The 23,981-nt window shown below is 74.5% G+C and carries 18 protein-coding genes and 1 pseudogene; 11 read left to right on the top strand and 8 right to left on the bottom strand.

What is annotated here, in order from left to right:
* Positions 1–34: 34 nt before the first annotated feature.
* Entirely contained in the window at positions 35–1,165 is a 1,131-nt protein-coding gene (locus CRV15_RS04180) for an aminopeptidase P family protein (RefSeq protein WP_003962217.1), read from the top strand.
* A gap of 97 nt (positions 1,166–1,262) precedes the next feature.
* On the opposite strand, the gene treZ is transcribed toward CRV15_RS04180, so the two are convergent.
* The gene (treZ, locus tag CRV15_RS04175; RefSeq protein ID WP_009997815.1) at positions 1,263–3,020 is read right to left on the bottom strand and encodes a malto-oligosyltrehalose trehalohydrolase; all 1,758 of its coding nucleotides are present in this window, start codon (positions 3,018–3,020) and stop codon (positions 1,263–1,265) included.
* A 161-nt stretch (positions 3,021–3,181) separates the two neighbouring features.
* Here treZ and CRV15_RS04170 point away from each other — a divergent pair, with 161 nt between their 5' ends.
* Positions 3,182–4,600, top strand: coding sequence for a glycoside hydrolase family 1 protein (locus CRV15_RS04170; RefSeq protein ID WP_003962219.1), 1,419 nt, complete (start codon positions 3,182–3,184; stop codon positions 4,598–4,600).
* Positions 4,601–4,725: 125 nt separating this feature from the next.
* Complete coding sequence (locus CRV15_RS04165; RefSeq protein ID WP_162925205.1) at positions 4,726–4,878, top strand: DUF2191 domain-containing protein; 153 nt, start codon at positions 4,726–4,728, stop codon at positions 4,876–4,878.
* A gap of 108 nt (positions 4,879–4,986) precedes the next feature.
* Here the strand turns inward: CRV15_RS04165 and CRV15_RS04160 are convergent, their stop codons facing one another.
* Positions 4,987–6,228 carry an MFS transporter gene (locus CRV15_RS04160; protein ID WP_009997816.1) on the bottom strand — a complete coding sequence of 414 codons (1,242 nt, stop codon included), beginning with the start codon at positions 6,226–6,228 and terminating at the stop codon, positions 4,987–4,989.
* 163 nt (positions 6,229–6,391) lie between these two features.
* Positions 6,392–7,300 (bottom strand): GNAT family N-acetyltransferase, encoded by a 909-nt coding sequence (locus CRV15_RS04155; RefSeq protein WP_003962222.1) that lies wholly within the window; start codon positions 7,298–7,300, stop codon positions 6,392–6,394.
* Positions 7,301–7,596: 296 nt separating this feature from the next.
* Here CRV15_RS04155 and CRV15_RS04150 point away from each other — a divergent pair, with 296 nt between their 5' ends.
* Positions 7,597–8,157: an FHA domain-containing protein gene (locus tag CRV15_RS04150; RefSeq protein WP_009997818.1), complete on the top strand. Its 561-nt coding sequence runs from the start codon at positions 7,597–7,599 to the stop codon at positions 8,155–8,157.
* Positions 8,158–8,204: 47 nt separating this feature from the next.
* Here the strand turns inward: CRV15_RS04150 and treY are convergent, their stop codons facing one another.
* Entirely contained in the window at positions 8,205–10,547 is a 2,343-nt protein-coding gene (gene treY, locus CRV15_RS04145; protein WP_003962224.1) for a malto-oligosyltrehalose synthase, read from the bottom strand.
* Positions 10,548–10,661: 114 nt separating this feature from the next.
* Positions 10,662–13,022: a glycogen debranching protein GlgX gene (gene glgX / locus CRV15_RS04140; RefSeq protein ID WP_029183093.1), complete on the bottom strand. Its 2,361-nt coding sequence runs from the start codon at positions 13,020–13,022 to the stop codon at positions 10,662–10,664.
* 312 nt (positions 13,023–13,334) lie between these two features.
* On the opposite strand from glgX, the gene CRV15_RS04135 reads away from it, so the two are divergent.
* Complete coding sequence (locus CRV15_RS04135) at positions 13,335–14,561, top strand: DUF5919 domain-containing protein (protein WP_003958137.1); 1,227 nt, start codon at positions 13,335–13,337, stop codon at positions 14,559–14,561.
* 107 nt (positions 14,562–14,668) lie between these two features.
* Positions 14,669–15,391 carry a 3'-5' exonuclease gene (locus CRV15_RS04130; protein ID WP_003958139.1) on the top strand — a complete coding sequence of 241 codons (723 nt, stop codon included), beginning with the start codon at positions 14,669–14,671 and terminating at the stop codon, positions 15,389–15,391.
* A gap of 844 nt (positions 15,392–16,235) precedes the next feature.
* Here CRV15_RS04130 and CRV15_RS04125 read toward each other — a convergent pair.
* Complete coding sequence (locus tag CRV15_RS04125; RefSeq protein WP_009997821.1) at positions 16,236–17,087, bottom strand: phosphotransferase enzyme family protein; 852 nt, start codon at positions 17,085–17,087, stop codon at positions 16,236–16,238.
* Positions 17,088–17,468: 381 nt separating this feature from the next.
* Here CRV15_RS04125 and CRV15_RS04120 point away from each other — a divergent pair, with 381 nt between their 5' ends.
* From CRV15_RS04120 to CRV15_RS04100, 5 genes and pseudogenes are all read left to right on the top strand, one after another.
* Positions 17,469–18,434 carry a carbohydrate ABC transporter permease gene (locus CRV15_RS04120; RefSeq protein ID WP_003958141.1) on the top strand — a complete coding sequence of 322 codons (966 nt, stop codon included), beginning with the start codon at positions 17,469–17,471 and terminating at the stop codon, positions 18,432–18,434.
* Positions 18,434–19,267: a carbohydrate ABC transporter permease gene (locus CRV15_RS04115; RefSeq protein ID WP_003958142.1), complete on the top strand. Its 834-nt coding sequence runs from the start codon at positions 18,434–18,436 to the stop codon at positions 19,265–19,267. Before CRV15_RS04120 ends, CRV15_RS04115 begins: the two co-directional genes overlap by 1 nt.
* Positions 19,267–20,568, top strand: a complete 1,302-nt coding sequence (locus CRV15_RS04110) for an ABC transporter substrate-binding protein (protein WP_003962228.1) — start codon at positions 19,267–19,269, stop codon at positions 20,566–20,568. The genes CRV15_RS04115 and CRV15_RS04110 overlap by 1 nt, the downstream gene beginning before the upstream one ends.
* Before the next feature lie 101 nt (positions 20,569–20,669).
* A pseudogene (gene mgt / locus CRV15_RS04105) lies at positions 20,670–21,915 on the top strand (macrolide-inactivating glycosyltransferase).
* A 303-nt stretch (positions 21,916–22,218) separates the two neighbouring features.
* Positions 22,219–22,767 carry a DUF1697 domain-containing protein gene (locus tag CRV15_RS04100; protein ID WP_003958146.1) on the top strand — a complete coding sequence of 183 codons (549 nt, stop codon included), beginning with the start codon at positions 22,219–22,221 and terminating at the stop codon, positions 22,765–22,767.
* A gap of 55 nt (positions 22,768–22,822) precedes the next feature.
* Here the strand turns inward: CRV15_RS04100 and CRV15_RS04095 are convergent, their stop codons facing one another.
* Both CRV15_RS04095 and CRV15_RS04090 read right to left on the bottom strand, forming a co-directional pair.
* Positions 22,823–23,017 (bottom strand): DUF4236 domain-containing protein, encoded by a 195-nt coding sequence (locus CRV15_RS04095; protein ID WP_003958147.1) that lies wholly within the window; start codon positions 23,015–23,017, stop codon positions 22,823–22,825.
* Positions 23,018–23,194: 177 nt separating this feature from the next.
* Positions 23,195–23,950, bottom strand: a complete 756-nt coding sequence (locus CRV15_RS04090) for a sirohydrochlorin chelatase (protein WP_003958149.1) — start codon at positions 23,948–23,950, stop codon at positions 23,195–23,197.
* Positions 23,951–23,981 lie beyond the last annotated feature (31 nt).

The following is a 23,981-nucleotide window of genomic DNA, read 5'->3' as shown; positions in this document are numbered from 1 at the left end:
CGCGGAGCGGCCGGGCCCCGGGCACGATGGGCCCATGCCGACGACCACACCCCCGCCCTTCACCGCCGACGACTACCGCGAGCGCATGGCCCGCGCCGTCCGGTCCGCCGCCGACGCCGGGCTCGCGGGCGTCCTGATCGCCCCCGGCCCCGACCTGGTCCACCTCACCGGCTACCGGCTGCCCGCCGAAACCGAACGCCTCACCCTGCTCGTCCTCGCGCCCGGCCGCGACCCGGTGCTCGTCGTGCCCACCCTGGAGGCGGGGGACGCCGCCCGGTCCATCGGCGCGCCCGCGCTGACCCTGCGCGACTGGACCGACGGCAAGGACGACCCCTACGCCGTGGCCGCGCCGCTGCTCGCCGCGGGCGGCCGGTACGCGGTCAGCGACAACACCTGGGCGCTCCATCTGCTCGGCCTCACCCGGGCGTGCCCCGAGGCGCGGTACACCGCCCTGGGCGACGCGCTGCCGATGCTGCGGGCCGTCAAGGACGCCCGGGAGCTGGAACGGCTCGCCGCCGCGGGCGCGGCGGCCGACGCGGCCTACGAGGAGGTGCTGCGGCTGCGCTTCGCCGGGCGGACCGAGCGGGACGTGGCCCACGACCTCGCCGCGCTGCTGCGGCGGTTCGGCCATGAGCAGGTGGACTTCACCATCGTCGGCTCCGGACCGAACGGCGCCGACCCGCACCACGAGGCGGGCGAACGGACCATCGCCGAGGGCGACATGGTCGTCATGGACTTCGGCGGCCTCAAGGACGGCTATGGCTCCGACACCACCCGTACGGTCCACGTCGGCGGGCCCACCCCCGCCGAGCAGCACGTCCACGACGTGGTCCGGGAGGCCCAGCAGGCCGGTGTGGACGCCGTGCGCCCCGGGGCCACCTGCGAGGACGTGGACCGCGCGGCCCGCGAGATCATCGAGTCGGCCGGGTACGGGGACCTCTTCATCCACCGCACCGGCCACGGCATCGGGGTGACGACGCACGAGCCGCCGTACATCGTCGCGGGCGAGCGGCAGCCGCTGGTGGAGGGGATGTGCTTCTCGGTGGAGCCGGGGATCTATCTGCCGGGCCGGTTCGGGGTGCGGATCGAGGACATCGTGGCGGTGACGGCCGACGGCGGGCGGCGGCTGAACACCACGGACCGGGCCCTGGCCGTGGTGGAGTGACACCGACGCAGGCATGGACGCGCGCACCGGCGCGGACGCGCACCGGCGCAGGCACAGCACCGCTGCCGCGCCCCGGCCCGCCGGGCGCGGCTGCGGCTCACTCCACCGCCAGCACCGCGCAGCACTCGCCCGGCAGCCGCAGCACCCCCGCCGCGTCCGGCGGCCCCACCGGCTCCCACGCCGCCAGCACCCGGGCCCGGCCGCCGCCCGCCCCGCCGTCCAGCCGGAGCGCGGCCGGTTCCGGCGCCGGGTTGACCGCGATCCGCAGCGCGCCCCGCCGGACCACCAGCCGCCGGGTGTCCTCGTCGTACGCCACCCGCACGGCCCCCAGATCGGGATCGGTGAGATCGGGCCACGCGCGCCGCAGCGCGATCAGCTCCCGGTGCCACGCGAGCAGCCGGGCGTGCGGCTCCCGTTCCCGTTCCGAGCGGTCCAGACAGGAGCGGTCCCGGGTCGCGGGGTCCTGCGGGTCCGGGACCTCCTCCGCGGGTCGGCCCTGCGCGGCGAACTCCCGCCGTCTGCCCTCCCGTACGGCCGCCGCGAGCGCCGGATCGGTGTGGTCGGTGAAGTACTGCCAGGGGGTGCGCGCGCCCCACTCCTCGCCCATGAAGAGCATCGGGGTGAACGGGCCCGTCAGCACCAGCGCCGCCGCGCAGGCCAGCAGCCCGGGGGAGAGGGACGCGGCGAGCCGGTCGCCGGCCGCCCGGTTGCCGATCTGGTCGTGGTTCTGGGCGAAGCCGACGAAACGGTGGGCCGGTGTCGTCGCCACGTCCACCGGGCGGCCGTGTGTCCGGCCCCGGAACGAGGAGTATGTCCCGTCGTGGAAGAACCCCCTGGTCACCGTCTTCGCCAGGGCCGCCAGCGGGGCCTTGGCGAAGTCGGCGTAGTAGCCCTGCGCCTCGCCCGTCAGCGCGGTGTGCAGCCCATGATGGAAGTCGTCGTTCCACTGGGTGTGCAGCCCCAGCCCGCCCGACCGCCGGGGCGCCGTGGTCCGGGGGTCGCACCGGTCCGACTCCGCGATCAGCAGCAGCGGACGCCCCAGCTCCGCCGCGAGCGCGTCCACCGCCCCCGACAGCTCCTCCAGGAAGGTCAGCGCCCGGCCGTCGGCGAGCGCGTGCACCGCGTCGAGGCGCAGCCCGTCCAGGCCGTGGTCCCGCAGCCAGGCCAGCGCGCTGCCCAGCAGATACGCCCGGACCTCGTCCGAGCCGGGCCCGTCCAGATTGACGGCCGCGCCCCAGGGGGTGCGGTGCGCCTCGGTGAAGTACGGCCCGAAGGCGGGCAGATGGTTCCCCGAGGGGCCCAGATGGTTGTGCACGACGTCCAGGACCACCCCGAGCCCCAGCCCGTGGGCGGTGTCGGTGAAGCGCCGCAGCGCCGCCGGGCCGCCGTAGGGCTCGTGCACCGCCCAGGGCGCGACGCCGTCGTAGCCCCAGCCGTGCCGCCCGGGGAAGGGGCAGAGCGGCATCAGCTCCACATGGGTGATCCCCAGCGCGGCGAGTTCGCCGAGGTGCCGGGCCGCCGCGTCCAGGGTGCCCGCCGCGGTGAAGGTGCCGATGTGCAGCTCGTACAGGACCGCCCCCGCCGGGCCGGGGAGCGCCGCCGGGGCGGGCGCGGGGGCGGCGAGGACGACCACGGCGCTCGGGCCGTCCGGTCCCTCGGGCTGCCGCCGGGAGCGCGGGTCGGGCAGCACCGGGCCGCCGTCGAGGACGAAGCCGTAGCGGTCCCCGTCCCCGGCCCGTGCCCGCACCCCCCACCAGCCGTCCCGTCCGGCCAGCCGCTCCATGGGCAGCTCCGTGCCCTCCAGCCACAGCGCGACCCGTTCCCGCGCGTACGGCGCCCACACCTCGAACCGCACCGGTGGTCCCTTCGTCCCGTCCGCCGTCCTGTCCGCCGGGCTCGCCGTCCTCGGTGTCCGGCCTTTCCGGCGCCAGCGCGTCCCTGGTGAAAGCGCTGCGGCCCATCCTGGCGAATCCGGGGCCTGGAAGAGGGCCGCTTCCCCCATTAGGGTCACGGGCCATGCCGACACCGCCGGTCCCACCCGGAGCACTGCCCGCCTTCCCGCCCGGCTTCCTCTGGGGAGCCGCCGCCTCCGCCTTCCAGACCGAGGGGGCCGCCCGCACCGGGGGCAAGGGCCCCTCCGGCTGGGACGACTTCGCCGATCAGGGGCGCATCAAGGACGGTGCCGACGCCTCGCGCGGCACCGGCTTCCACGACCGCTACCGGGAGGACGTGGCCCTGCTCGCCGGGCTCGGCGCGGACGCCTTCCGCTTCTCGGTGAGCTGGCCCCGGGTCGTCCCCGGCGGCAGCGGGCCGGTCAACCCCGCCGGTCTCGACTTCTACGAGCGGCTGGTGGACGAACTCCTCGGCCGGGGCATCACCCCGGCACCCACCCTCTACCACTGGGACACGCCGCTTCCGCTGGACCGGGCGGGCGGCTGGCTGGAACGGGACACCGCGGCCCGGTTCGCCGAGTACGCGTCGGCCGTCGCCGAACGCCTCGCCGACCGCGTCCCCATGTGGATCACCATCAACGAGCCCGCCGAGGTCACCCTGCTGGGCTACGCCATCGGTGAGCACGCCCCCGGCCACCGCCTCCTCTTCGGCGCCCTGCCCGCCGCCCACCACCAGCTCCTCGCCCACGGCCTGGCCGTGCAGGCGCTGCGGGCGGCGGGCGCCCGGAACATCGGGATCGCCTGCTCCCACTCGCCGGTGCGCCCCGCGGGCGACAGCGAGGCGGACCGGACGGCCGCCGCGGTCTACGACACCCTCGTCAACTGGACGTTCGCGGACCCGGTCCTCACCGGCCGCTACCCGGACGAGGAGCTGGCCGCGCTGCTGCCAGGACCCGTCGCCGAGGACCTGTCCGTGATCGCCGCCCCGCTGGACTGGTACGGCGTCAACTACTACGCCCCCATGGCGGTGGGCGCCCCCGAGCCCGGGCCCGCGGCAGACGGCGCGGGCGGTGGCACGGAGGGCGCGGGCGGGGCCTTCGGGGGCATCACGCTGCCTCCGGACCTCCCGTTCGCCCTGCGGGAGACCGAGAGCGAGGAGCGCACCGACTTCGGCTGGCCGGTGGTCCCCGAGGGGCTGTACGACCTCCTCACCGGGCTCCGGGACCGCTACGGCCGGGCGCTGCCGCCGCTGTACATCACCGAGAACGGCTGCTCGTACGGAGGGCTGGACGACGGGCGGCGGATCGCGTACCTCGACTCCCATCTGCGGGCGCTGCACCGGGCCGTCACGGACGGCGTCGACGTACGCGGCTACTTCACCTGGTCGCTGACCGACAACATCGAGTGGGTGGAGGGCGCGTCCCAGCGGTTCGGGCTCGTCCATGTGGACTACGCGACCCTGGAACGGACCCCGAAGGCGTCGTACGCCTGGTACCGCGACACGATCGCGGCGCAGCACGCCACGCGCGGCACATCCGGGTAAGCGCCGACGCGGGCCGACCGCCGGGGACCGGGGCCGGCGGTCGGCACCCGATCAGACAGCGGGAGGAGGGGTTCCGGACGGCCGGGGTGAGCATCAGTCCCGACGCGGAGCCGGTGGTGGAGGTGATGGTGCTCGCGGGGGTGGGCTCGCCGCGGGACGCCGTGGAGGCGGTGGTGCGCGACTGCATCGCGCGCGGCCACCGCACCGAGGAGCGCACCGGGTCGAAGGAGCACACCGCCCGCCCCGTGCCGGAGGCGTCGCAGGTCCAGGAGGGGTGAGCCCGCGGGGGCGGTCGGCGGGCGGTCAGGCGCTGGGCGTGCCGTTGTGGTGGGTGAGTCCGGGGGGGACGGACGGCGGGCCCGTCCGCCCCCCCGCGGCCCGTCCGGTCAGCGCACGGAGCGGATGCGCCACACCAGGGCCGCGCCGAGCGCGCCGGTCCCCGCCGAGATCAGATAGAGCGCGGTGTAGCCGTCGGCCCCGGTCACCACGAACGCGCCCAGGACGGGGCTGAGGACCTGGGGGATGGTGTTGGCCGCGTTGAGGAGGCCGAGATCCTTGCCCCGGTCGGCCGATTGGGGCAGCACCTCGGTGAGCAGGGCCTGCTCGGTGGCGATATAGATGCCGAGCCCCATGCCGACCAGCGTCGCCGCGCCCATCGCCGTGGTCCAGGTGTGGGTGGAGGCCATCAGCAGTGCCGAGAGGGACATCATCAGGGCCCCGGCCGCCACCAGCGGCCGGCGTCGGCCCAGCCGGTCCGAGACCACGCCCGCCGCGAAGGAGGTCGCCGCCAGTCCGGCCGTGTAGAGCCCGGTGAGGATGAGCACACCGCGTTCCGGATCGGTGTGGCCCACCGCGTCCTTGAGGTAGTACAGCAGATAGAGGGTGCCCAGGCTGTTCCCCACGTTCACCAGGAACCGGGTGGCCCAGGCCCAGCCGTAGTCCGGGTGGGCCCGGGGGCTCACCCAGAAGTCCCGCAGCCGCGGCCGGGCCCGTACGACCGGCCGGGACGGGGGCTCGGGGAGCAGCAGAAAGGGCAGGGCGCACACCATGGCGAGCCCGCCCAGCAGCAGATAGCCGCCCGCGGTCCCGGTCACCACCGTGGTGATGAGGGCGGCGCCGATCACCAGCCCCAGGGCCTGCGGTATCGCGACCGAGCCGCTGACCGAGGCCCGCTGCCGTACCGGGACCCGGTCGGGGACGGCGGCGACGGCGGCGGCGAGCTGCGCGTTCAGGCCCACTTGGGCCAGGCACCAGCCGACCGTCACCCCGGTGACCGTCGACTGCGCCGCGGTGAGGGCGAGGCCCAGGGCGCCGACGGCCGCCCCGCCCGCGATCCAGGGTCTGCGCCGCCCGATCCGGGTGGTGGTCCGGTCCGAGAGGGCGCCCGCCACCGGGTTCGTGACCACGGCGACGAGCGCCCCGAAGCCGGTGGCCCAGCCCAGGGCGGCCTCCTTGCTCACCGGGGCGACCTCGGCCATGTGCTCGGCGAGCAGGATCTGCGCCGACGGCAGCAGGGCCAGATAGAGGCCGAAGTGGAGCAGCATCAGCCGGGCGGTCCAGCCCCGCCCCACGGCTTCGGACGGCTCGTCGGCGGTGCTGTCTCGGACGTGCGGCTGCTCGGTCCTCATGGGCGGCTCGCGATTCGGCTCGGTCGACAGGGGCCGTGCGCCCGCCGCCCGGGGACGTCCGGATTCTATGGACGCCCCCGGGCGGCGGCCATCCGCCGGTATACGGAACTTCCGTCGCCCGGAGTACCGTTTCACTGCCCGCGGTGGCCTTTTGCCGCTTCTGTCAGGGGCGCGGTTCCGCGTCCCCCTCGTACACCAGATGGATCCGCTCGTCGACGATGGGGTGCCCGGCCTTGGCGAAGTTCGCCGCCATCGGGAAGTTGCCCTGGTCGGTGGCGCCCGCGATGAACTCCGCGCCCTCGGCGGCGAGATGGTGGGTGCACTCGGCGAGCAGGTCGTACGCGTAGCCGTGGCCGCGCTGCTCCGGGACCACCCCGATGAAGCCGACGCACGGCCCGGAGGGGTTGTGCGCGGGGATGTGCAGCCCGACCAACTCCCCGCCGGGGGTGTGCGCGAGCTGCCACCACTCGCGCGGCGAGGGGCACCAGTGGAAGTAGTCCAGCTCGGCGCGGGCGGCCCGGTCGAGGCCGCCCTCGGCGATGTCGAGCAGGGCGTGCGCGTCGAGTGTGGCCGAGTGCACCCGGCGCAGGACGTCCAGGATGACCTCGTCGTCGGGCTCGGGCCGGAACACCAGCCGTCCCGGCCGCTCGGGCAGCCCGCACGCGGGGGTCCAGCGGTACTGGTACCGCTCGACGAGGACCCGCATCCCGGCGGACCTGGCGGCCCGCAGCCGGGCCTCGCCCGCGGCCCGGGTCACCGGGTCCTCGCGCCAGCCCCGGGGGAGGATGAGCTGGTACTCGACGCGATGGGGGGCGGTGCGCAGCAGTTCGGCACCGGCCTCCTCCTCGCCCTCGGCCACATCCAGCCAGTTGAGCAGGACGGGGGCGGTGTCGTCGGGGCCGCCCCACCAGGCGCCCCGGGCCACGACGGCGCCGTCGCGCAGGGCGACCCGCTTCCACTCGGGGCGGTGGGTGGCCCGCGCCAGCGCGCGGCCGACGCCGAGCGGGTCGGGCAGGGAGTCAAAGAGATGGGCGTCGCTCTCGCTGAGCGTACGGATGACCGGACCGGTCATGGAGAAGCCTCCGGAAGAGATGCTGTCGAAGCGCTCCCGGTCAGGCTGTGAACGCCGGGCGGACAGGGCGGGAGCGCGGGGTACTGGTGGTGAACACGGCACTCGCCTCCTCTCCGTCGTCCTCGGGCGTCATGATCACGCTAACCGGTGCCGGGCCGTGCCGTCCACTCCGTTTTCCGGGGCCCGCGCCCGCGCCGCTCCCCGGCCCGCTCCGGCGCCCCGGTGGTGTGCGGGCGCCGTTGTTCCGGTTTTCCCGTTTCTGGACACCGGGAGCGCACCGGACCGACAATTGCCGGGTGACGTCGTCCTTCGAGTTCCCCATCCATGCCGTTCCGGCCCGGCTCTCGGACGCCGACCGGGACCGGGCCGTCGGTGTGCTCAGCGAGGGCGTGGCGCAGGGCAGGCTCTCGCACGACACCTTTCTGCGCCGGATGGAACTGGCGCTCGCCGCCCGCAGCGCGGACGAGTTGGCGGCGCTCACCGCCGACCTCGGCGCCGAGCGCCGCCCGGGGGTCGGCGGGCGGCTGGTCGGCGCGGTGGGGGAGGCGTCGGCCTTCGTCGAACGGCTGCGGCGGGCCTGGCACACCCAGAAGCTGCCGCCGCTGATGCTGCCCGAGCCGGGCCCCGCGCCGCTGCGGATAGGGCGGGAACCGGGGAACGGGCTGCGGCTGAGCCATGACACCGTCTCCCGCTGGCACGCCGAGCTGACCGCCCGTCACGGGGTGTGGCTGCTGCGGGATCTCGGTTCCACGAACGGGACCACGGTCAACGGTCGCAGGGTGATGGGAACCGCCGTGGTCCGGGCGGGCGACATGGTGGGTTTCGGCCGGATGAGCTTCCGCCTCACCACCCGCTGACGACGTGTCGGCCGTTCCTTCCCGGCCCGGGTGTCCCCGCCCGCCGTTCACACCCGGGCCAGCAGCGCCACCGGGCGCCGGGCGAACAGCTCCCGCAGCGGCACCGGCTCACCGCCGCCGTCCCAGTGCCGCCGCTCCCGCCCCGGCAGCCGCTCCGCCCACCGCCCGGCGGGGAGGGCCAGCTCCGTGTCGCCCCAGCCGCCCGCCCGCTCCAGCCGCAGCGACAGCCGGGTGACCGCCGTGACCACCTCTCCCGTGCGGCAGAAGGCGACGCAGTGCCCGGCGGCCGGTCCGTCCGCCCGCAGCGGCACATAGGTCCCCACGGGGCCGAAGACCTCCGGCCGCTCCCGCCGCAGCGCCAGCGCCGCCCGGACGAGCGCCGTCTTCTCGTCCGGCTCGGGCTCCCGGAACGGCCCCCGGTTGTCCGGGTCGACCAGCGCCGCGTACTCCCGTTCGCTGCCCTGGTAGAGATCCGGCACCCCCACCGTCGTGAGCTGGAGCAGGGTCGCGCCGAGCGCGTTGGCCCGTGCGTAGGGGGCCAGTTCGCGGGTGAGGGACCGCAGGGTGTGCAGGGAGGGACCCAGCGGCCCGGCGGCCACGAAGCGGGCCACGGCACTCTCGTACACGGGGTCGGGCTCGCTCCAGCCGGTGTGCAGCGCGGCCTCCCGCACCCCCTTGAGCAGGGCGTCCCGCAGCCGCTCGCCGTCCGGGACGCCGAAGCCGAAGGCGGTCTGCCAGGCCGTCCACGCCAGATGGGGGTCCGGGGCCCGGCCGCCCGGTACCCGGGCCGACTCCTCGGTGACCTGCTCCAGGAACGCGCCCCACCGCTCCGGGCACTCGGACAGCACCGCGATCCGCGCCCGGACGTCCGCACTCCGTTTGGTGTCGTGGGTGGTGAGCACGGTCCCGGTGGCGGGCCAGTCGCGGGCGAGCCGCTCGCTGTGCGCGTGGAAGTCGTCCGGGCAGACCGCGGGCGCCCCCGGGTCCCCGCCGACCTCGTTGGCCGAGAGCAGCGGCACATAGCGGTAGTACGCGGTGTCCTCGACGGACTTGGCCCGCAGCGCGGCGGCCGTCTGGGCGAACCGGGCGCGGAAGGCGTCCCGGGACGGGCTCCCGCCCAGCCGCCCCAGGGCCAGATCCCGGACGACGTCCACCGCCGCCGCCTCCTCGGGCACGGAGAACGCCGCCTTGGCGCCCGCCGCGGCCGTCACGGTGAGCACGTCCTCCCCGCCGATGGGGTACGGGCGGTAGACCGGAACGCGTACCAGCAGTTCCTGGACCGCGGTCCGCAGCGCCCAGGGGGCGTGGTCGCGCAGGGCGAGATCCCCGGCGCAGACGCGGGTCGCGAGCCGGGTCAGCGCGTTCACCTCGGCGGCCAGCTCATGCCCGGTGAAGCGGTACGCGGCCCGGCGCACCGTCGCCTCCCAGAGGCCGCCCCGGTCCCCGGCGACCCCCGTGAACTCCCGGTAGCGCCCCGTCAGCCCGGCCAGCCCGGCCGGGTCGGTGAAGAGCCCGTCGACGCGCCGGAGCTGGTCGTAGCCGGTGGTGCCCGCCACCGGCCAGCCGGGGGGCAGCCGTTCCTCGCCGGTGAGGATCTTCTCGACCACGGTCCAGCAGCCGCCGCCCACCGCGTCGTCGAGCCGCCGCAGATACGCCTCGGGGTCCGCGAGCCCGTCGGGGTGGTCGACCCGCAGGCCCTCCACCACCCCGTCCCGGACCAGTTCGATCACCTTGGCGTGGGTGGCGTCGAAGACCTCCGGGTCCTCCACCCGTACCCCGATGAGCTGGAGGACGGTGAAGAACCGCCGGTAGGTCAGCTCGGTGCGGCCGAGCCGCCACCAGCCCAGCCGGTACCACTGGGCGTCGAGCAGCTCCGGCAGCGGCAGGGACTCGGTCGAATCGCGCAGCGGGAGCCGCTGCCCGGCGCAGTGCAGTACGGAGCCCTCGACCCGCATCCCGCGCAGCTCGTCCGGCCCGATGGGCCGCTCCAGCAGGGGCAGCAGCACCCGCCCGCCGCCCGCCTCCCAGTCGATGTCGAACCAGCGGGCGAACGGCGACGCGGGCCCCGAGCGCAGGACGTCCCAGAGCGCGGCGTTCTCCTGCGGCCCGGCGTACATGTGGTTCGGCACGATGTCGAGCACCAGTCCGAGGCCGTGGGCGCGCGCGGTCCCGGCGAGGGCCCGCAGCCCCTGCTCGCCGCCCAGTTCCCGCCGTACCCGGGTGGGGTCGGTGACGTCGTATCCGTGGGTCGAGCCCGGCCGCGCCTCCATGACCGGCGACAGATGCAGATGGGACACGCCCAGGGAGGCGATGTAGGGCACGGCGGCCTGGGCGGCGGCGAAGGGGAAGCCGGGCTGGAGCTGGAGCCGATAGGTCGCGGTGGGGTTCATGCAGGCGTACGTACCCCGTGGACGCCGCTCTGTGTCGGTCCGGAACGGAACGATGTCCTCCGATCGGCTGCGGACGGGGCGGGTCCCCGGCGGCCCGGTCCCCGGCGGGCGGCCTCACAGGCGGCGCAGCACCACCAGGCTCCGGCCGGTCAGCGGCACCTTCTCCCCGGCCGTCAGCTCGGGGCCGCCGCCCGGGGGCACGCCCACCCGGCGGGCCGTGTCCACCACCGTCAGCCAGCGCGTGCCCGGCTCCTGCGGCACCACGAAGTCCAGCTCCTCCGCGCCCGCGTTGACGAGCAGCAGGAACGAGTCGTCCGTGATCCGCTCACCGCGCGGCCCCGGCTCCGAGATGGCGCTCCCGTTGAGGAAGACCGACAGCGCCCCGGCGCGCGCGGCCTGCCAGTCCCGCTGGGTCATCTCGGTCCCCTGCGGGGTGAACCAGGCGATGTCGGCCAGCGGGCCGCGGCTCCGGTCGGACGCCGCCCGGGGGCCGTCGCAGCACCCGGGGACCGCGCAGCCCGCCGGGCCCCCGCCGGTCCCCGGCTCCCGGCCGCCGCCCTGCCCGCCCGGCACTCCCTCCCGCCCCCCGTCCTGCGGTCCGTCCTGGGCCGTGGCCCGGCCGCCGTGCACCGGGCCGCCGTGGAAGAAGCGCCGCCGCCGGAAGACCGGGTGGTCGCGCCGCAGCCAGACCATCGCGCGCACGAACGCGAGCAGCGAGTCCTCGCCGCGTTCACCGGGCTCCCCGGGCTCCCGGTGCTCTCCGCGCTGCTGGTGCTCGCCGTGTTCTCCGCGTTCTCCGTGTTCTCTGGGCTCCCTGTGCCTCGCGGGTTCGGGCCAGCGGACCCAGGACACCTCGTTGTCCTGGCAGTACGCGTTGTTGTTGCCGCCCTGGGTGCGCCCGAACTCGTCGCCGTGGCTGAGCATCGGCACCCCCTGGGACAGCATCAGCGTGGCGATGAGGTTGCGCGTCTGACGGGCGCGCAGCTCCAGCACCTCGGGGTCGTCGCTCTCGCCCTCGGCCCCGCAGTTCCAGGAGCGGTTGTGGTCCTCGCCGTCCCGTCCGCCCTCCCCGTTCGCGGCGTTGTGCTTCTCGTCGTACGAGACCAGGTCGCGCAGGGTGAATCCGTCGTGGCAGGTGACGAAGTTGATGGAGGCGAGCGGACGGCGGCCGTCGTCCTGGTAGAGGTCGGACGAGCCGGTCAGCCGGGACGCGAACTCGGCGAGCGTCCGCGGCACCCCGCGCCACAGATCCCGCACGGTGTCCCGGTACTTGCCGTTCCACTCCGTCCACAGCGGGGGGAAGTTGCCGACCTGATAGCCGCCCTCGCCGAGGTCCCAGGGTTCCGCGATCAGCTTCACCTGGCTGACCACCGGGTCCTGCTGCACCAGGTCGAAGAAGGAGGAGAGCCGGTCCACCTCGTGGAACTGCCGGGCCAGGGTCGCCGCCAGATCGAAGCGGAAGCCGTCCACATGCATCTCGGACACCCAGTAGCGCAGCGAGTCCATGATCAGTTGAAGCACATGCGGATTGCTCATCCGCAGGGAGTTCCCGGTTCCGGTGGTGTCCGTGTAGTGCCGGCGATTCTCGGCCAGCCGGTAGTACGAGGCGTTGTCCAGCCCCCGGAAGGAGAGGGTGGGGCCGAGATGGCTGCCCTCGGCGGTGTGGTTGTAGACCACGTCCAGGATGACCTCGATACCCGCCTGGTGCAGCGCCCGGACCGCGTGCTTGAACTCCAGTACCTGGCCGCCCCGGTCGCCCCAGGAGGCGTAGGCGTTGTGCGGGGCGAAGAATCCGATGGTGTTGTAACCCCAGTAGTTGGAGAGGCCCCCGTCCACCAGCCGGTGGTCGTGCACGAACTGATGCACCGGCATCAGCTCCAGCGTGGTGACCCCCAGCTCGGTCAGATGGGAGATCACCGCCGGGTGGGCGAGCCCGGCGTAGGTGCCGCGCAGCTCCGGGGGCAGCTCCGGATGGAGCATCGTCAGCCCCTTCACATGCGCCTCGTAGATCACCGTACGGTGGTACTCCGTCCGGGGGGAGCGGTCGTCGCCCCAGTCGAAGTACGGATTGACGACGACGGACGCCATGGTGTGCGGGGCGGAGTCCAGGTCGTTGCGCTCGTCCGGACGGCCGAAGTGATAGCCGTACACCGACTCGTCCCAGCGAATGTGTCCGCTCATCGCACGGGCGTACGGGTCAAGGAGGAGTTTGGCGGGATTGCAGCGCTGCCCCTTCTCCGGGGCGTACGGGCCGCGCACCCGGAAGCCGTATCGCTGACCCGGCATCACCCCCGGTACATAGGCGTGCCGGACGAAGGCGTCGGTCTCCCGCAGCTCCGTCCGGGTCTCGGAGCCGTCGTCGTGCAGCAGACAGAGGTCGATCCGCCGCGCCGCCTCCGAGAACACCGCGAAGTTGGTGCCGGCGCCGTCGAAGGTGGCCCCGAGGGGATATGCCTGTCCCGGCCAGACCTGCATCGAGGACATCATCCCTTCCCATCTTGATACATGGCATATAGGTATAAAGAGTGTCGATCGCGACGAAACTATATCGACCCGGCATTTCTCGGCGGTGGCGACGCGGTCAACCCGGTGCGCGTTCCGTCCCACTCCGGCGCCCGGCGGACCCCCTGGCTATGAATCAGCTCACTCCCCGCGACCCCGCCAGCCGGAACGCGGGCTTCCAGGGGCAGAGTTGAGAAGGGAGCCTGTCGATCCGGCTGCGTCCGCTCCCGCTCCCGGAGTAGTCTTCCTTGATCGTTGGGTGGGGGACGGGAAGGCGGTGCGCGGGTGAGCGGAGGGCTGGAGCTGCCCCCCGGTGACACGGGTCGCGACGGGGACTCCCCCGACGTTCCGCCCGGGGCGGTCTCCCTCGCCAGGCCGATGGAGATCGGCGCGGAGCTGGACTGGGACGCGGACGCCTGGGGCGAGGTCCGTACCCGCGCCCAGCGCGCGGGCCGGGCCTATGTCTGGCTCAACCTGGTCGAACAGCGGCTGCGCGCCGTGGTGGCCGCGGTGCTGCGCCCCATCTACGAGCCCGTCCACCACGACGACTGGGTGGTCGCCGCGGCCGGTCCCGCGGGCCAGGAGTGGGTGCAGCGCGCCGTCGCCGTGCGGGAGGTCTCCCGGCGCAAGGGGTATCTGCTGGACCCCGCCGACGACAACGTCCTGTCCTTTCTGACGCTGCCCCAGCTCCGTGAGCTGATGGTCCAGCACTGGCCCTGCTTCGAGCCGTACTTCGACGACCGGCGCGATGTCGAGCTGGCCCTCGACGAACTGGAGGTCGCCCGCAATGTGGTCTCCCGCAACCGGGCGCTGAACGAGGCGGTCCTCGCCCAGGCGGAACGGGCGTCGGCCCGGCTGCTCGCGATCCTCGGCGGCGGGACCGGGGTGCCCTCGGCCGACCGGCTGCCCGTCGACGCGGTGGAGGACCTGGTCGGGGACCGGTACGCGGACGTGGTCTCGGTCCACCCCGACCGGGTGCGGCTCCAGCGGCAGCTTCCCGCGGAGGACCTGTTCGGCGGGGCGCGGCGGCTGGACGCCGTCGGCATAGGTCTCAATCTGCTGGTGCAGAACTTCTCCGGGCGCCGCCTCGTCCACCTCGCCGAGTCGGGCTGCCGGGCGCGGCTGCTCTTCCTCAACCCGGCGAGCAGCGCGGTCAAGCGCCGGGAGCGGGAGCTGGGGATCAGGAAGGGCGAGCTGAGCCGCACGGTGGAGATGAACATCCTCCATATGCGGCGGGTGCGGTCCCGGCTGCGGGACCCCGGGGCCTTCGAGATCCATGTCTTCGACGAGACCCCCCGCTTCACGGCCTATCTCGTCGACGGCGACGGGCCGGACGGGCTCGCGGTCGTCCAGACCTATCTGCGCCGGGCGCGCGGGATGGAAGCGCCGGTGCTGGTGCTGCGGGGCGGGCGCCAGGTGGTGCGCGCGGGCGGCGACGCCGAGCACGGGCTGTTCCAGACCTACCGCGAGGAGTTCGAGTCGGAGTGGGCCGACTCCCGGCCGGTCTCCTGAAACGGCCCCTCAAGGCTCCCGGGGCGGTCGGCTCCGGCGGGGTTGTCAGTGGCACGTGGCAGGGTGAGTACCCGATGGGGGAACGCACCACGAAGGAGGGCTCCACGATGGCTTGGCACGGGGAACCGCTGGTCGGCTTCGACCTGGAGACGACGGGCACCGATCCACGGGAGGCGCGGATCGTGACCGCCGCCGTGGTCGAGGCACGGGCGGGGGAGCCGGTGCGCCGGCGGACCTGGCTCGCCGACCCCGGCGTCCGCATCCCCGCGCAGGCGTCGGCGATCCACGGCATCACCAGCGAGCGGGCCGCGGCCGAGGGCCGCCCGGCGCGGGAGGTCGCCGACGAGGTCGCCGCCGAGCTGTGCGGGTACTGGGCCCGGGGGGTCCCCGTGGTGGCGTACAACGCCGCGTTCGACCTGTCGCTGCTCGCGGCGGAGATACGGCGGTACGGACTGCCCTCGCTGAGCGACCGTCTGGGGGGCCGTCCGACCGGGCCCGTGATCGACCCCTACACCATCGACCGGGCCGTCGACCGCTACCGCAAGGGCAAGCGGACCCTGGAGGCGGTCAGCGCGGAGTACGGGGTGCCGCTGGAGGACGCCCACGACGCCACGGCGGACGCCCTCGCCGCGGTCCGGGTGGCGGGGGCCCTCGCCCTGCGCCACCCATCGGTCGCGGCACTGGACCCCGCCCGGCTGCACGAACGCCAGATCGTCTGGTACGCCGAGTGGGCGGCGGACTTCCAGGCGTTCCTGCGCCGCAAGGGCGAGGCGGACGCGGTGGTGGACCCGCACTGGCCACTGCGCGAGCCCGCCCCCCTCACCGTCTGACCGAACCGGCCCGCGACCGCCACGGGTCGCGCCCGGCGCGGGCGGCGGCCCTGTCCGCCGACCGAACCGGCCCGCGATCGTCCACCACCGCCTCGGGCCGGTCCGGAGTGGGTGGCGGCCCTGTCCGCTCGGTGTCCGGCCTGGTGCCGTCGCGTCCGGCTGGGCAGCGGGGCCGCTCGGTTCACGCTGTGTGGGTGGTGGTGGCCTGTGGTGCTGCTCCGTGCGGATGCCGACGGCTTGCGCGGCGCGGGTGGCCGCCCTGTCCGTCCGGCGTCCGGTGCGGCGGAGGGCTCCGGCCCGCCTCTCCGTGCGGTATCGACCTGGCCGGCCTGGGCGGCTGCCTTTGACGGCGGGTCCGGCAGCCGTCCGGTGTCCGGCGTGGCGGAGGGCGGCAGGGGTGTCCGTGCCCGGCCCGCTCGCTCGCCCCCGTGCGTGCGGCGGCGTGCGGTGCTGCTCTGCGCGGGCGGTGGTGGCTTGCCCGGTGGGCCGGTCCGGAGTGGGCGGCGGCCCTGCCTGTCCGGTGTCCGGACAGGTGGAAGGGTTCGGCCCGCACGGCCGGAGCGGCTGCCTCTGGTGGTGGGTCCGGTCGGCGGCGGGTGTCCGACCAGGCGGAGGAGCCCGGCCCGGGGCTCGCGCCGGTGGCGGCTCGGTCCGTTCGGTGTCCGGCGTGGCGGAGGGCGGCAGGGGTGTCCGTGCCCGGCCCGCTCGCTCGCCCCCGTGCGCGCGGCGGCGTGCGGTGCCGGTCGGTCCGTCCGGTGTCCGGCGTTGCGGGGGCAGGTGGGACGCCGGACTCCGTGGGTCTCCGTCGACCGCACGGCCGTCGGCGCCCGGGAGGCCGCCGGGGTCAGAAGGGGTACCAGCGGACCTCGGGGCGGTTGTCGCGGAGGGAGGCCACCCGGCGGGCGAACTCCTCGCGGGCGCGGGGGTTGGCCGGGGCGTGCTGGGCGACCCACGCACAGCTCGCGGTCTCCCGCGCCCCGCGCAGCACCGCGCAGCCGTCCCACTCGCGCACGTCCCACCCGTACACCCGGGTGAACTCGTCGTACGCCTCGGGCGCGAGCCCGTACCGGTCCCGGGCGAGCGCCATCACCACCAGATCGTGCTCGCGCAGATCCGAGGAGAAGGTCTCCAGGTCCACCAGGGCCGGGCCCTGCGGGCCGACATGGACATTGCGCAGCAGCGCGTCGCCGTGGACGGGGCCCGGTGCCAGCCGCGGGGTCAGGGCCGCGGCGGCCCCGGCGAAGCCGTCCCGCCGTTCGCGCAGATAGGCGGCGTCGGCCGGGTCCACGGCGTCCCCGGCCAGCCGGAGCCAGCGCTCCACCCCGCCCAGCAGCTCACGCGGGGGCAGCTCCACGGGCGGCGCGGGCAGCGCGTGCACCAGCCGCAGCAGCTCGGCCAGATCACCGGCGCGGGCCGGGCGGACCGCGTCCGGCAGCCGGTGCCAGCGGGTCACCGGATGGCCGTCGACGAGCCGGGCCACCGGGTCCGCGGGCCGCACCGCCGGGACCCCGGCCCCGGCCAGCCACAGCCCCACGGCGATCTCCCGCTCGGCCCGCGCCAGCAGCTCGGGGGAGCGTCCGACCTTCACGACCGTGTCGCCGATGGCGAAAACCGCGTTCTCCCCGAGCGCCAGCAGCGGGGCGCCGTCCGGCTCACCCGCCGCTGCCAGCACCTCCCGCGCGCGTGCCTCGTCCATCGCCGTCCCCACTTCCCACATCCCGCCGGGGCTTCCCCGCCGACCGGTCCGAACACGCCAAAGTGTGCCATCCGGGCGAACCCGCCTTGACGCCCCGACCCCCCGTCAGCACGATGACCGTGCTCCGCGTCGTGTCACGCGCCACCGTCCCGTCCGCCGCACCCCGGCGCCGCCCTTCCCGGCCCGCCGGGGTGTCCATGTACAGCAGCGTCGCCGATGGCCCCGGGACGTGTCCCCGCCAGACCCGCCGGGCCCGCCGGACCCGGCCCGCCGGACTCCGCCGGGCCCGTTCTCCGGGCGGGCGGACGGACGGCGCCCCCGCGACGACGCCCCTCACGGCCCTGCCGGACCGGCGGAAACCCGCCCCAAGGAGTCGGCACGATGACCTCCACCACCTCCGCACCCCCGCCCCCGACCCGCCGAAGACCGGCCGCACGGCCGGTCACGCGCTCCCGGCGCGGCGGTGGCCCGGCCCGGCCGCTCGACCACGGCGCCTGGTTCCTCGTCCTCCCCGCCCTGATCCCGATCCTGCTGCTCAGCGTCGGCCCCCTGCTCTACGGGGTCGCGCTCGCCTTCACGGACGCCCAGGCCGGGCGGACCGCCCCCACCCGGTGGATCGGCACGCTCAACTTCTCCGACCTCACCCGGGACACCCTCTTCCAGGAGTCCTTCGGCATCGGCCTGCTGTGGGCGGTCGGGGTCACGGTGCCGCAGTTCGCGCTCGCGCTCGGCCTCGCGCTCCTGCTCGATCAGGAGCTGCGGCTGCGCTGGCTCGCCCGTGCCCTGGTGATCATTCCCTGGGCCATGCCCGAGGTGGTCGTGGGCATCATGTGGCGGCTGGTCTACCACCCCGACGCGGGCGTCCTCAACGAGACCCTGCGCGATCTCGGCCTCGGCACGGGGCGCGACTGGCTGACCGGGCTCGGTACCGCGCTGCCTGCCGTCGTCCTCGTCGGAGTGTGGGCGGGGCTCCCGCAGACCACCGTCGCCCTGCTCGCCGGCCTCCAGAACACCCCCCGCGAGCTGCACGAGGCGGCGGCCCTCGACGGCGCCGGTGCCTGGCGCCGCTTCCGCGCCGTCACCTGGCCCGCGCTGCGGCCCGTCGCCCTCGCCATCACCGCGCTCAACCTCATCTGGAACCTCAACGCCTTCGCCCTCGTATACGTGCTCACCGGCGGCGGCCCCGGCGGACGCACCCGCCTCCCGGCGCTCTTCGTCTACGAGGAGGCGTTCCGCTACGGCCAGTTCGGCTACGCCGCCGCGATGGGCTGTGTCCTGGTGGCCGTGGTGTCGGTACTGCTCGCCGTGTTTCTCGTGGGACGGCTCACAGGGGGCGACGACCGATGATCCGCACCGGCCGGGCCGCGCGGGCCGGACAGTACCTCGCGCTCACCGGCTATCTCGTCTTCCTCACCGTCCCCTTCCTCTGGCTGCTCTCCCTCTCCTTCAAGCCCGTCCGGGAGCTGGCCTCGCTCCACCCCACCTGGCTGCCCCGCGACCCCACCCTGGCCAACTTCCGGCAGGCGTTCGAGGAACAGCCCCTGCTGCGGGCGGCGGGCAACAGCCTGGTCGCCGCCGTGTCGACCGCCCTGATCTGTGTGCTGATCGCCACCCCGATGGCCTATGTCCTGGCCCGTCGGCGCACCCCGCTCACCACCGCCGCCACCGGCTGGGTCGTGGTCAGCCAGGCGTTCCCCTTCGCGCTGGTGATCATCCCGCTCTTTCTGCTGCTGCGGAATCTGCGGCTCGTCGACTCCGTCCCCGGGCTGATCCTGGTCTATGTGGTCTGGGCGCTCCCCTTCGCCCTGTGGATGCTCGTCGGCCATGTCCGCGCGATCCCCCCGGAGCTGGAGGAGGCGGCGGCCGTCGACGGCGCGGGCCGGGTCCGGGTCCTGGTCTCGGTCGTCGCGCCGCTGCTCGCCCCCGGTCTGGCCGCCACCGCGCTGTTCGCGTTCATCACCGCCTGGAACGAGTTCTTCTTCGCGCTGGTCCTGCTCAAGACCCCGGAGAGCCGGACCCTGCCGGTGGTGCTCACCCACTTCATCGGCGCGGAGGGCGTCGCGGACCTCGGCCCGCTGGCCGCCGCCGCGCTGGTGGCCACGGTTCCCTCGCTGGTCGTCTTCGCCGTGATCCAGCGGCGGATCACCAGCGGGATCGCGGCGGGGGCGGTGCGGGCCTGATGCGGACGGCACGGACGGTCATCGGGTCGGCCCTCGCCCTCGCCCTGCTGCTCACCGGCTGCGCGGACGAGGACTCCCGCCGCCGGGCCGACGGGACGATCGAGCTGCGCTTCCACTCCCTCGCCTGGCAACGGGAGTCCGTCGCGGCCACCAAGGCACTGGTCCGGGAGTGGAACGAACGGAACCCTGCCGTCCAGATCCGCTATGTCCAGGGGAGCTGGGACAGCGTCCACGACCAGTTGCTGACCTCCTTCGAGGGCGGCGAGGCCCCCGACATCGTCCATGACGCCGCCGACGACCTCGCCGACTTCGCCTACGGAGGCCACCTCGCGGAGCTGCGCGGGCTGCTGCCCGAGCAGCTCACCGCCGACATCCCGGCCGCCGCCTGGGAGACGACCACCTTCGGCGGCGGGATCTACGGCGTCCCCTTCCTCCAGGAGCCCCGGGTGATCATCGCCAACCGGAAGCTGCTGGAGGGGTCGGGGGTGCGCGTCCCCACCGTGCGCAGGCCCTGGAGCTGGCCGGAGTTCCGGGAGGTCGCCAGGACCGTCACCGACCACCTGGGCGAAGGGCGGTACGCGGTCGCGTGGCCGCTCAGGGAACCGGTGTCCGCCACCCTCAACCTCGGCCTGTCGGCGGGCGGACGGCTCTTCCACCGCGACGGCGGCGGAAAGGTGCAGATCCGTTTCACCGACGGGGACGCCCTGGTGCCCGGCATCATCCACGACCAGGTCAACACCGACCGCACCGCCTCCCGCACCACCCTGGGCGTCGGGGGCTCGGACACCCTTCCCGGCTTCTTCGGCGGCCGGTACGCGATGGTGCCGCTGGGCTTCTCGTACCGCCAGCAGATCGCGCGGCAGGCGCCCGAGGGCTTCGCGTGGACGGTGCTGCCCGCGCCCTCCGGGCCCGGCGGACCGGTACAGGGGGTCAGCCCGCAGACGCTGTCGATCGCCGAGGACACCCCGTACAAGAAGGAGGCCGCGCGGTTCATCGCCTTCCTGCTGCGGCCCGCGAACATGGTGCGCCTCGCCCGGGGCGACTGGATGCTGCCGACCGGGACCCGGGCCCTGGCCCATCCCGCGCTGCGCACACCCGAGGACGGCTGGGCCGTCGGCGCCGCGCTCGCCCGCCATCTGCGGTCCGCGCCCGCGCAGGCGGTCCGGGGCTACCCGGAGTGGAAGGACAAGGTGGCGACCCCCGCGTACCAGGAGTACTACAGCGGTGCGATCGACCGCGACGAGCTGAGGAAACGGCTGGAGGAGGACGGGAATCTGGTGCTCGCCCGCTATCAGCGCTGAGCGCCGCGCCCCGTGGCCGGGTCTGCCCCTCCCGGGCCGGACCGGGGCCGTCCCCTCCGGCCCGGACCGGGCCACGAAGATCCACAGTTCGGCGAAATCAATTGCACGATACGTATCGTCTCGTTTAACCTCGGACTCATGAACGAACGACAGCCCGCCCATATCGCCATGTTCTCCATCGCCGCCCCGGGGCATGTGAACCCGAGCCTGGAGGTCGTGCGCGAGCTGGTCGCGCGTGGGCACCGGGTCAGCTACGCCATCCCCGCCTCCTTCGCCGACCGGGTCGCCGCCACCGGGGCACGGCCGGTCGTCTACACGTCCACGCTCCCGACCGAGGACGACCCGGACGCCTGGGGGACCGAGCTGATCGACAACATCGAGCCGTTCCTCCATGACGCGGAGCAGGTGCTGCCGCAGCTCGCCGACGCCTTCCAGGGGGACGAGCCCGACCTGGTCATCCATGACATCACCGCGTACCCCGCCCCGGTCCTCGCCCACCGCTGGGGTGTGCCGTCGGTCTCCCTGTGGCCCAATCTCGTTCCCTGGGAGGGGTACGAGGAGGAAGTCGCCGCCCCGATGTTCGCGGAGCTGAAGGAGTCCGAGCGGGGCAGGGCGTACTACGCCCGCTTCCGGGCCTGGCTCGCCGGGAACGGCCTGCCCGGCACCGACCCGGACCATCTGGTGGGCCGGCCGAGGCGCGGGATCGTCCTGATCCCCCGGGTGCTCCAGCCGTACGCGGACCGGGTGGACGAGTCGGTCTTCACCTTTGTCGGAGCCTGTCAGGGCCCGCGGTCCGAGCAGCCGGAGTGGGAGCGTCCGCCCGGTGCGGAGAAGGTGCTCCTGGTCTCGCTGGGCTCGTCGTTCACCAAGGTGCCCGAGTTCTACCGGCAGTGTCTGAAGGCGTTCGGCGAGCTGCCGGGCTGGCATCTGGTGCTCCAGATCGGCAAGCATGTCGACCCGGAGGAGCTGGGGGAGATCCCGGCCGACGCCGAGGTCCACCGCTGGGTCTCCCAGCTCTCGATCCTGCGGCAGGCGGACGCCTTCATCACCCACGCGGGCGCGGGCGGCAGTCAGGAGGGCCTGGCCACGGCGACGCCGATGGTCGCGGTCCCGCAGGCGGTCGACCAGTTCGGCAACGCCGACATGCTGGTGGGGCTGGGGGTGGCCCGGCGGCTCGACTCCGCCACCGCGACCGCCGCCGAGCTGCGGGACGCGGTGCTGGGCCTGGTCGGCGACCCCGCCGTCGCCCGGGAGCTGGCCCGGATCGGCGGGGAGATGGCCCGGGAGGGCGGCACCCGGCAGGCGGCCGATCTGATCGAGGCCGAGCTGCCGCCGCGGACGGGCTGAAGCCCCTGTGCGTCGGCCGGGTGCCGCCACCGCCTCGAAACCCCGGGTTCATCTCCCGGCCATGCGCCTGAAATCCCTTGTGCGGCAGGGTGGTTGAGCGCGTGGGTCCGTTCTGATCGACCATGGTCGATTTTTCATTACTTAACCTTGTTGCAAAAATCACACCTGGTCGGAGCGCTTGAACTGCACGCGTCAGATGGGTGAGGGTCATCTCGGTCCCCCGGTACTCCCCCCTCCCGGGGGGCCACCCGGCGGCTCCGTGCTCTTCCCCCACGGGGCACGGGGCCGCCTACACTGATCACCATGGCGACCCTGAGGTACGCGGCCCTGCTGCGCGGCATCAACGTCGGCGGCCATCGCAGGGTCCCCATGGCCGCGTTGCGCGACGTGCTCACCGGCCTGGGGCACACCGCCGTCGTCACCCATCTCCAGAGCGGCAACGCCGCCTTCACCGCGGCGGCGGGCGGCGAACGGGAAATCACCGCCGCCCTGGAGGACGCCATCGAGCGGCGGTTCGGCTTCCGTGTCGACTGCCTGGTGCGCGACGGGGAGTATCTGCGGGCCGTCGCCGAGGCCTGCCCCTTCGACGCCGACGGCCTCGCGCCCAAGCAGCTCCACATCACCTACTTCTCCGCGCCCGTCACCCCGGAGCGCTTCGCCGCCGTCGACCCGGCCGCCTTCGCCCCCGAGGAGTTCCGCCTCGGGGACCGCGCGCTCTATCTGCACACGCCGGACGGGATGGGCCGCAGCAGGCTCGCGGACGTCCTCGCCCGGCCCGCGCTGCTCACCGGGCTCGTCGCCACCTCCCGTAATTGGAACACCGTCCGCAAGCTGGTCGAGCTGACCCGCTAGCGCGAGCGCCCGGCGAGCCGTCGCACGGGGACACCGCCCGGTGGGCCGTCGTCCCTCAGCGCCGCCGCCGGACGCGTCGGCGCCAGACGAAACCGCCGGGCAGCCGGACCGCCATACCGTGCCGTCCGTGGCTGTCCCGGGTCAGATGCGCCCGTCGCCCCCCGAGCGTCAGCGACCAGCCGTGCGGGCCGACGTTCAGATGCAGCAGCTTGGGGACCAGGGTGATCCGCTTGTGGAAGTGAAAGGGCATACCGGCCTCCTTTCCTCGATGGTGCGCCCCACGCGCGCCGTCCCTGTCACCGTACGGCCACGGACCTGTCACTGCCGGGACCGGTCAGCACAGGTCAGGGGGGCGGGACCGGTCGGCCGGGCCGAGGCCCCGGCCACGGCTCCGCGGGAGGGGATGTGAGGGAGAGGGCGGGAGGGGTCAGGCCGGGATCGCCAGCGGCCCATGGCCGACGGCGGCGCGGGCCTCGTCGTACCGCGCCAGCAGCAGCCGCGCCAGCTCGGGAGCCGGGCCGAGGACCCCGGCCAGGACATCGGCCTCCCGGGCTCCCTCGGCGATCCGGTCCGGCAGCCGGCCGGGGGCGATGACCAGAGGGGCCACCGCCACCCGGGGGCAGCCGTCCCCGCGCAGAGCGCGCACCGCGACGTCGGTGCGTGGCGGGGACGCGGAGGCGAACGCGGGCCGCACGGCGCACCATCCGGTGCGCCTCAGCTCCCGCGCCATGTCAGCGATCACCGCGATCGCCTCCGGGTCGGTGGAGCCCGCCGAGGCCAGGACCAGGCCCGTCGAGCGCCGGTCGCGGGGGCGCAGCCCCGCTTCCCACAGCCGCCGTTCCAGGGCGGCCGTCAACAGCGGCGAGGGGCCGAGCACCCCCGCCTGCCGGATGCTCAGCCGGGGCAGCCGGGCCCCGGCCTCCCGCAGTACCGCCGGAAGGTCCGCCTTCGCGTGGAACGCCCGCGTCAGCAGCAGCGGCACCGCCACGACCTCCTCGGCCCCGGCCGCCGCCAGCCGCTCCAGGACCCGGGGCACCGAAGCCGTGTCGAAGTCCAGGAACGCCGTCTCCATCCGCTGCCCCGGCCGCAGCGCGCGGGCCCGGCGCAGCAGGGCGTGGACGGTGGCCGCGTGCCGGGGGTCGCGGCTGCCGTGGGCGACGGCCAGAAGGACGGGAGGGCGCATGATGCGGCTCAGCTCTGTTCGTGGTCGGGAC

Source organism: Streptomyces clavuligerus (assembly GCF_005519465.1).
Lineage (GTDB): Bacteria > Actinomycetota > Actinomycetes > Streptomycetales > Streptomycetaceae > Streptomyces > Streptomyces clavuligerus.
Note: the sequence above shows the minus strand (reverse complement) of the source record. Positions and strands in the feature narration are given on the sequence as shown.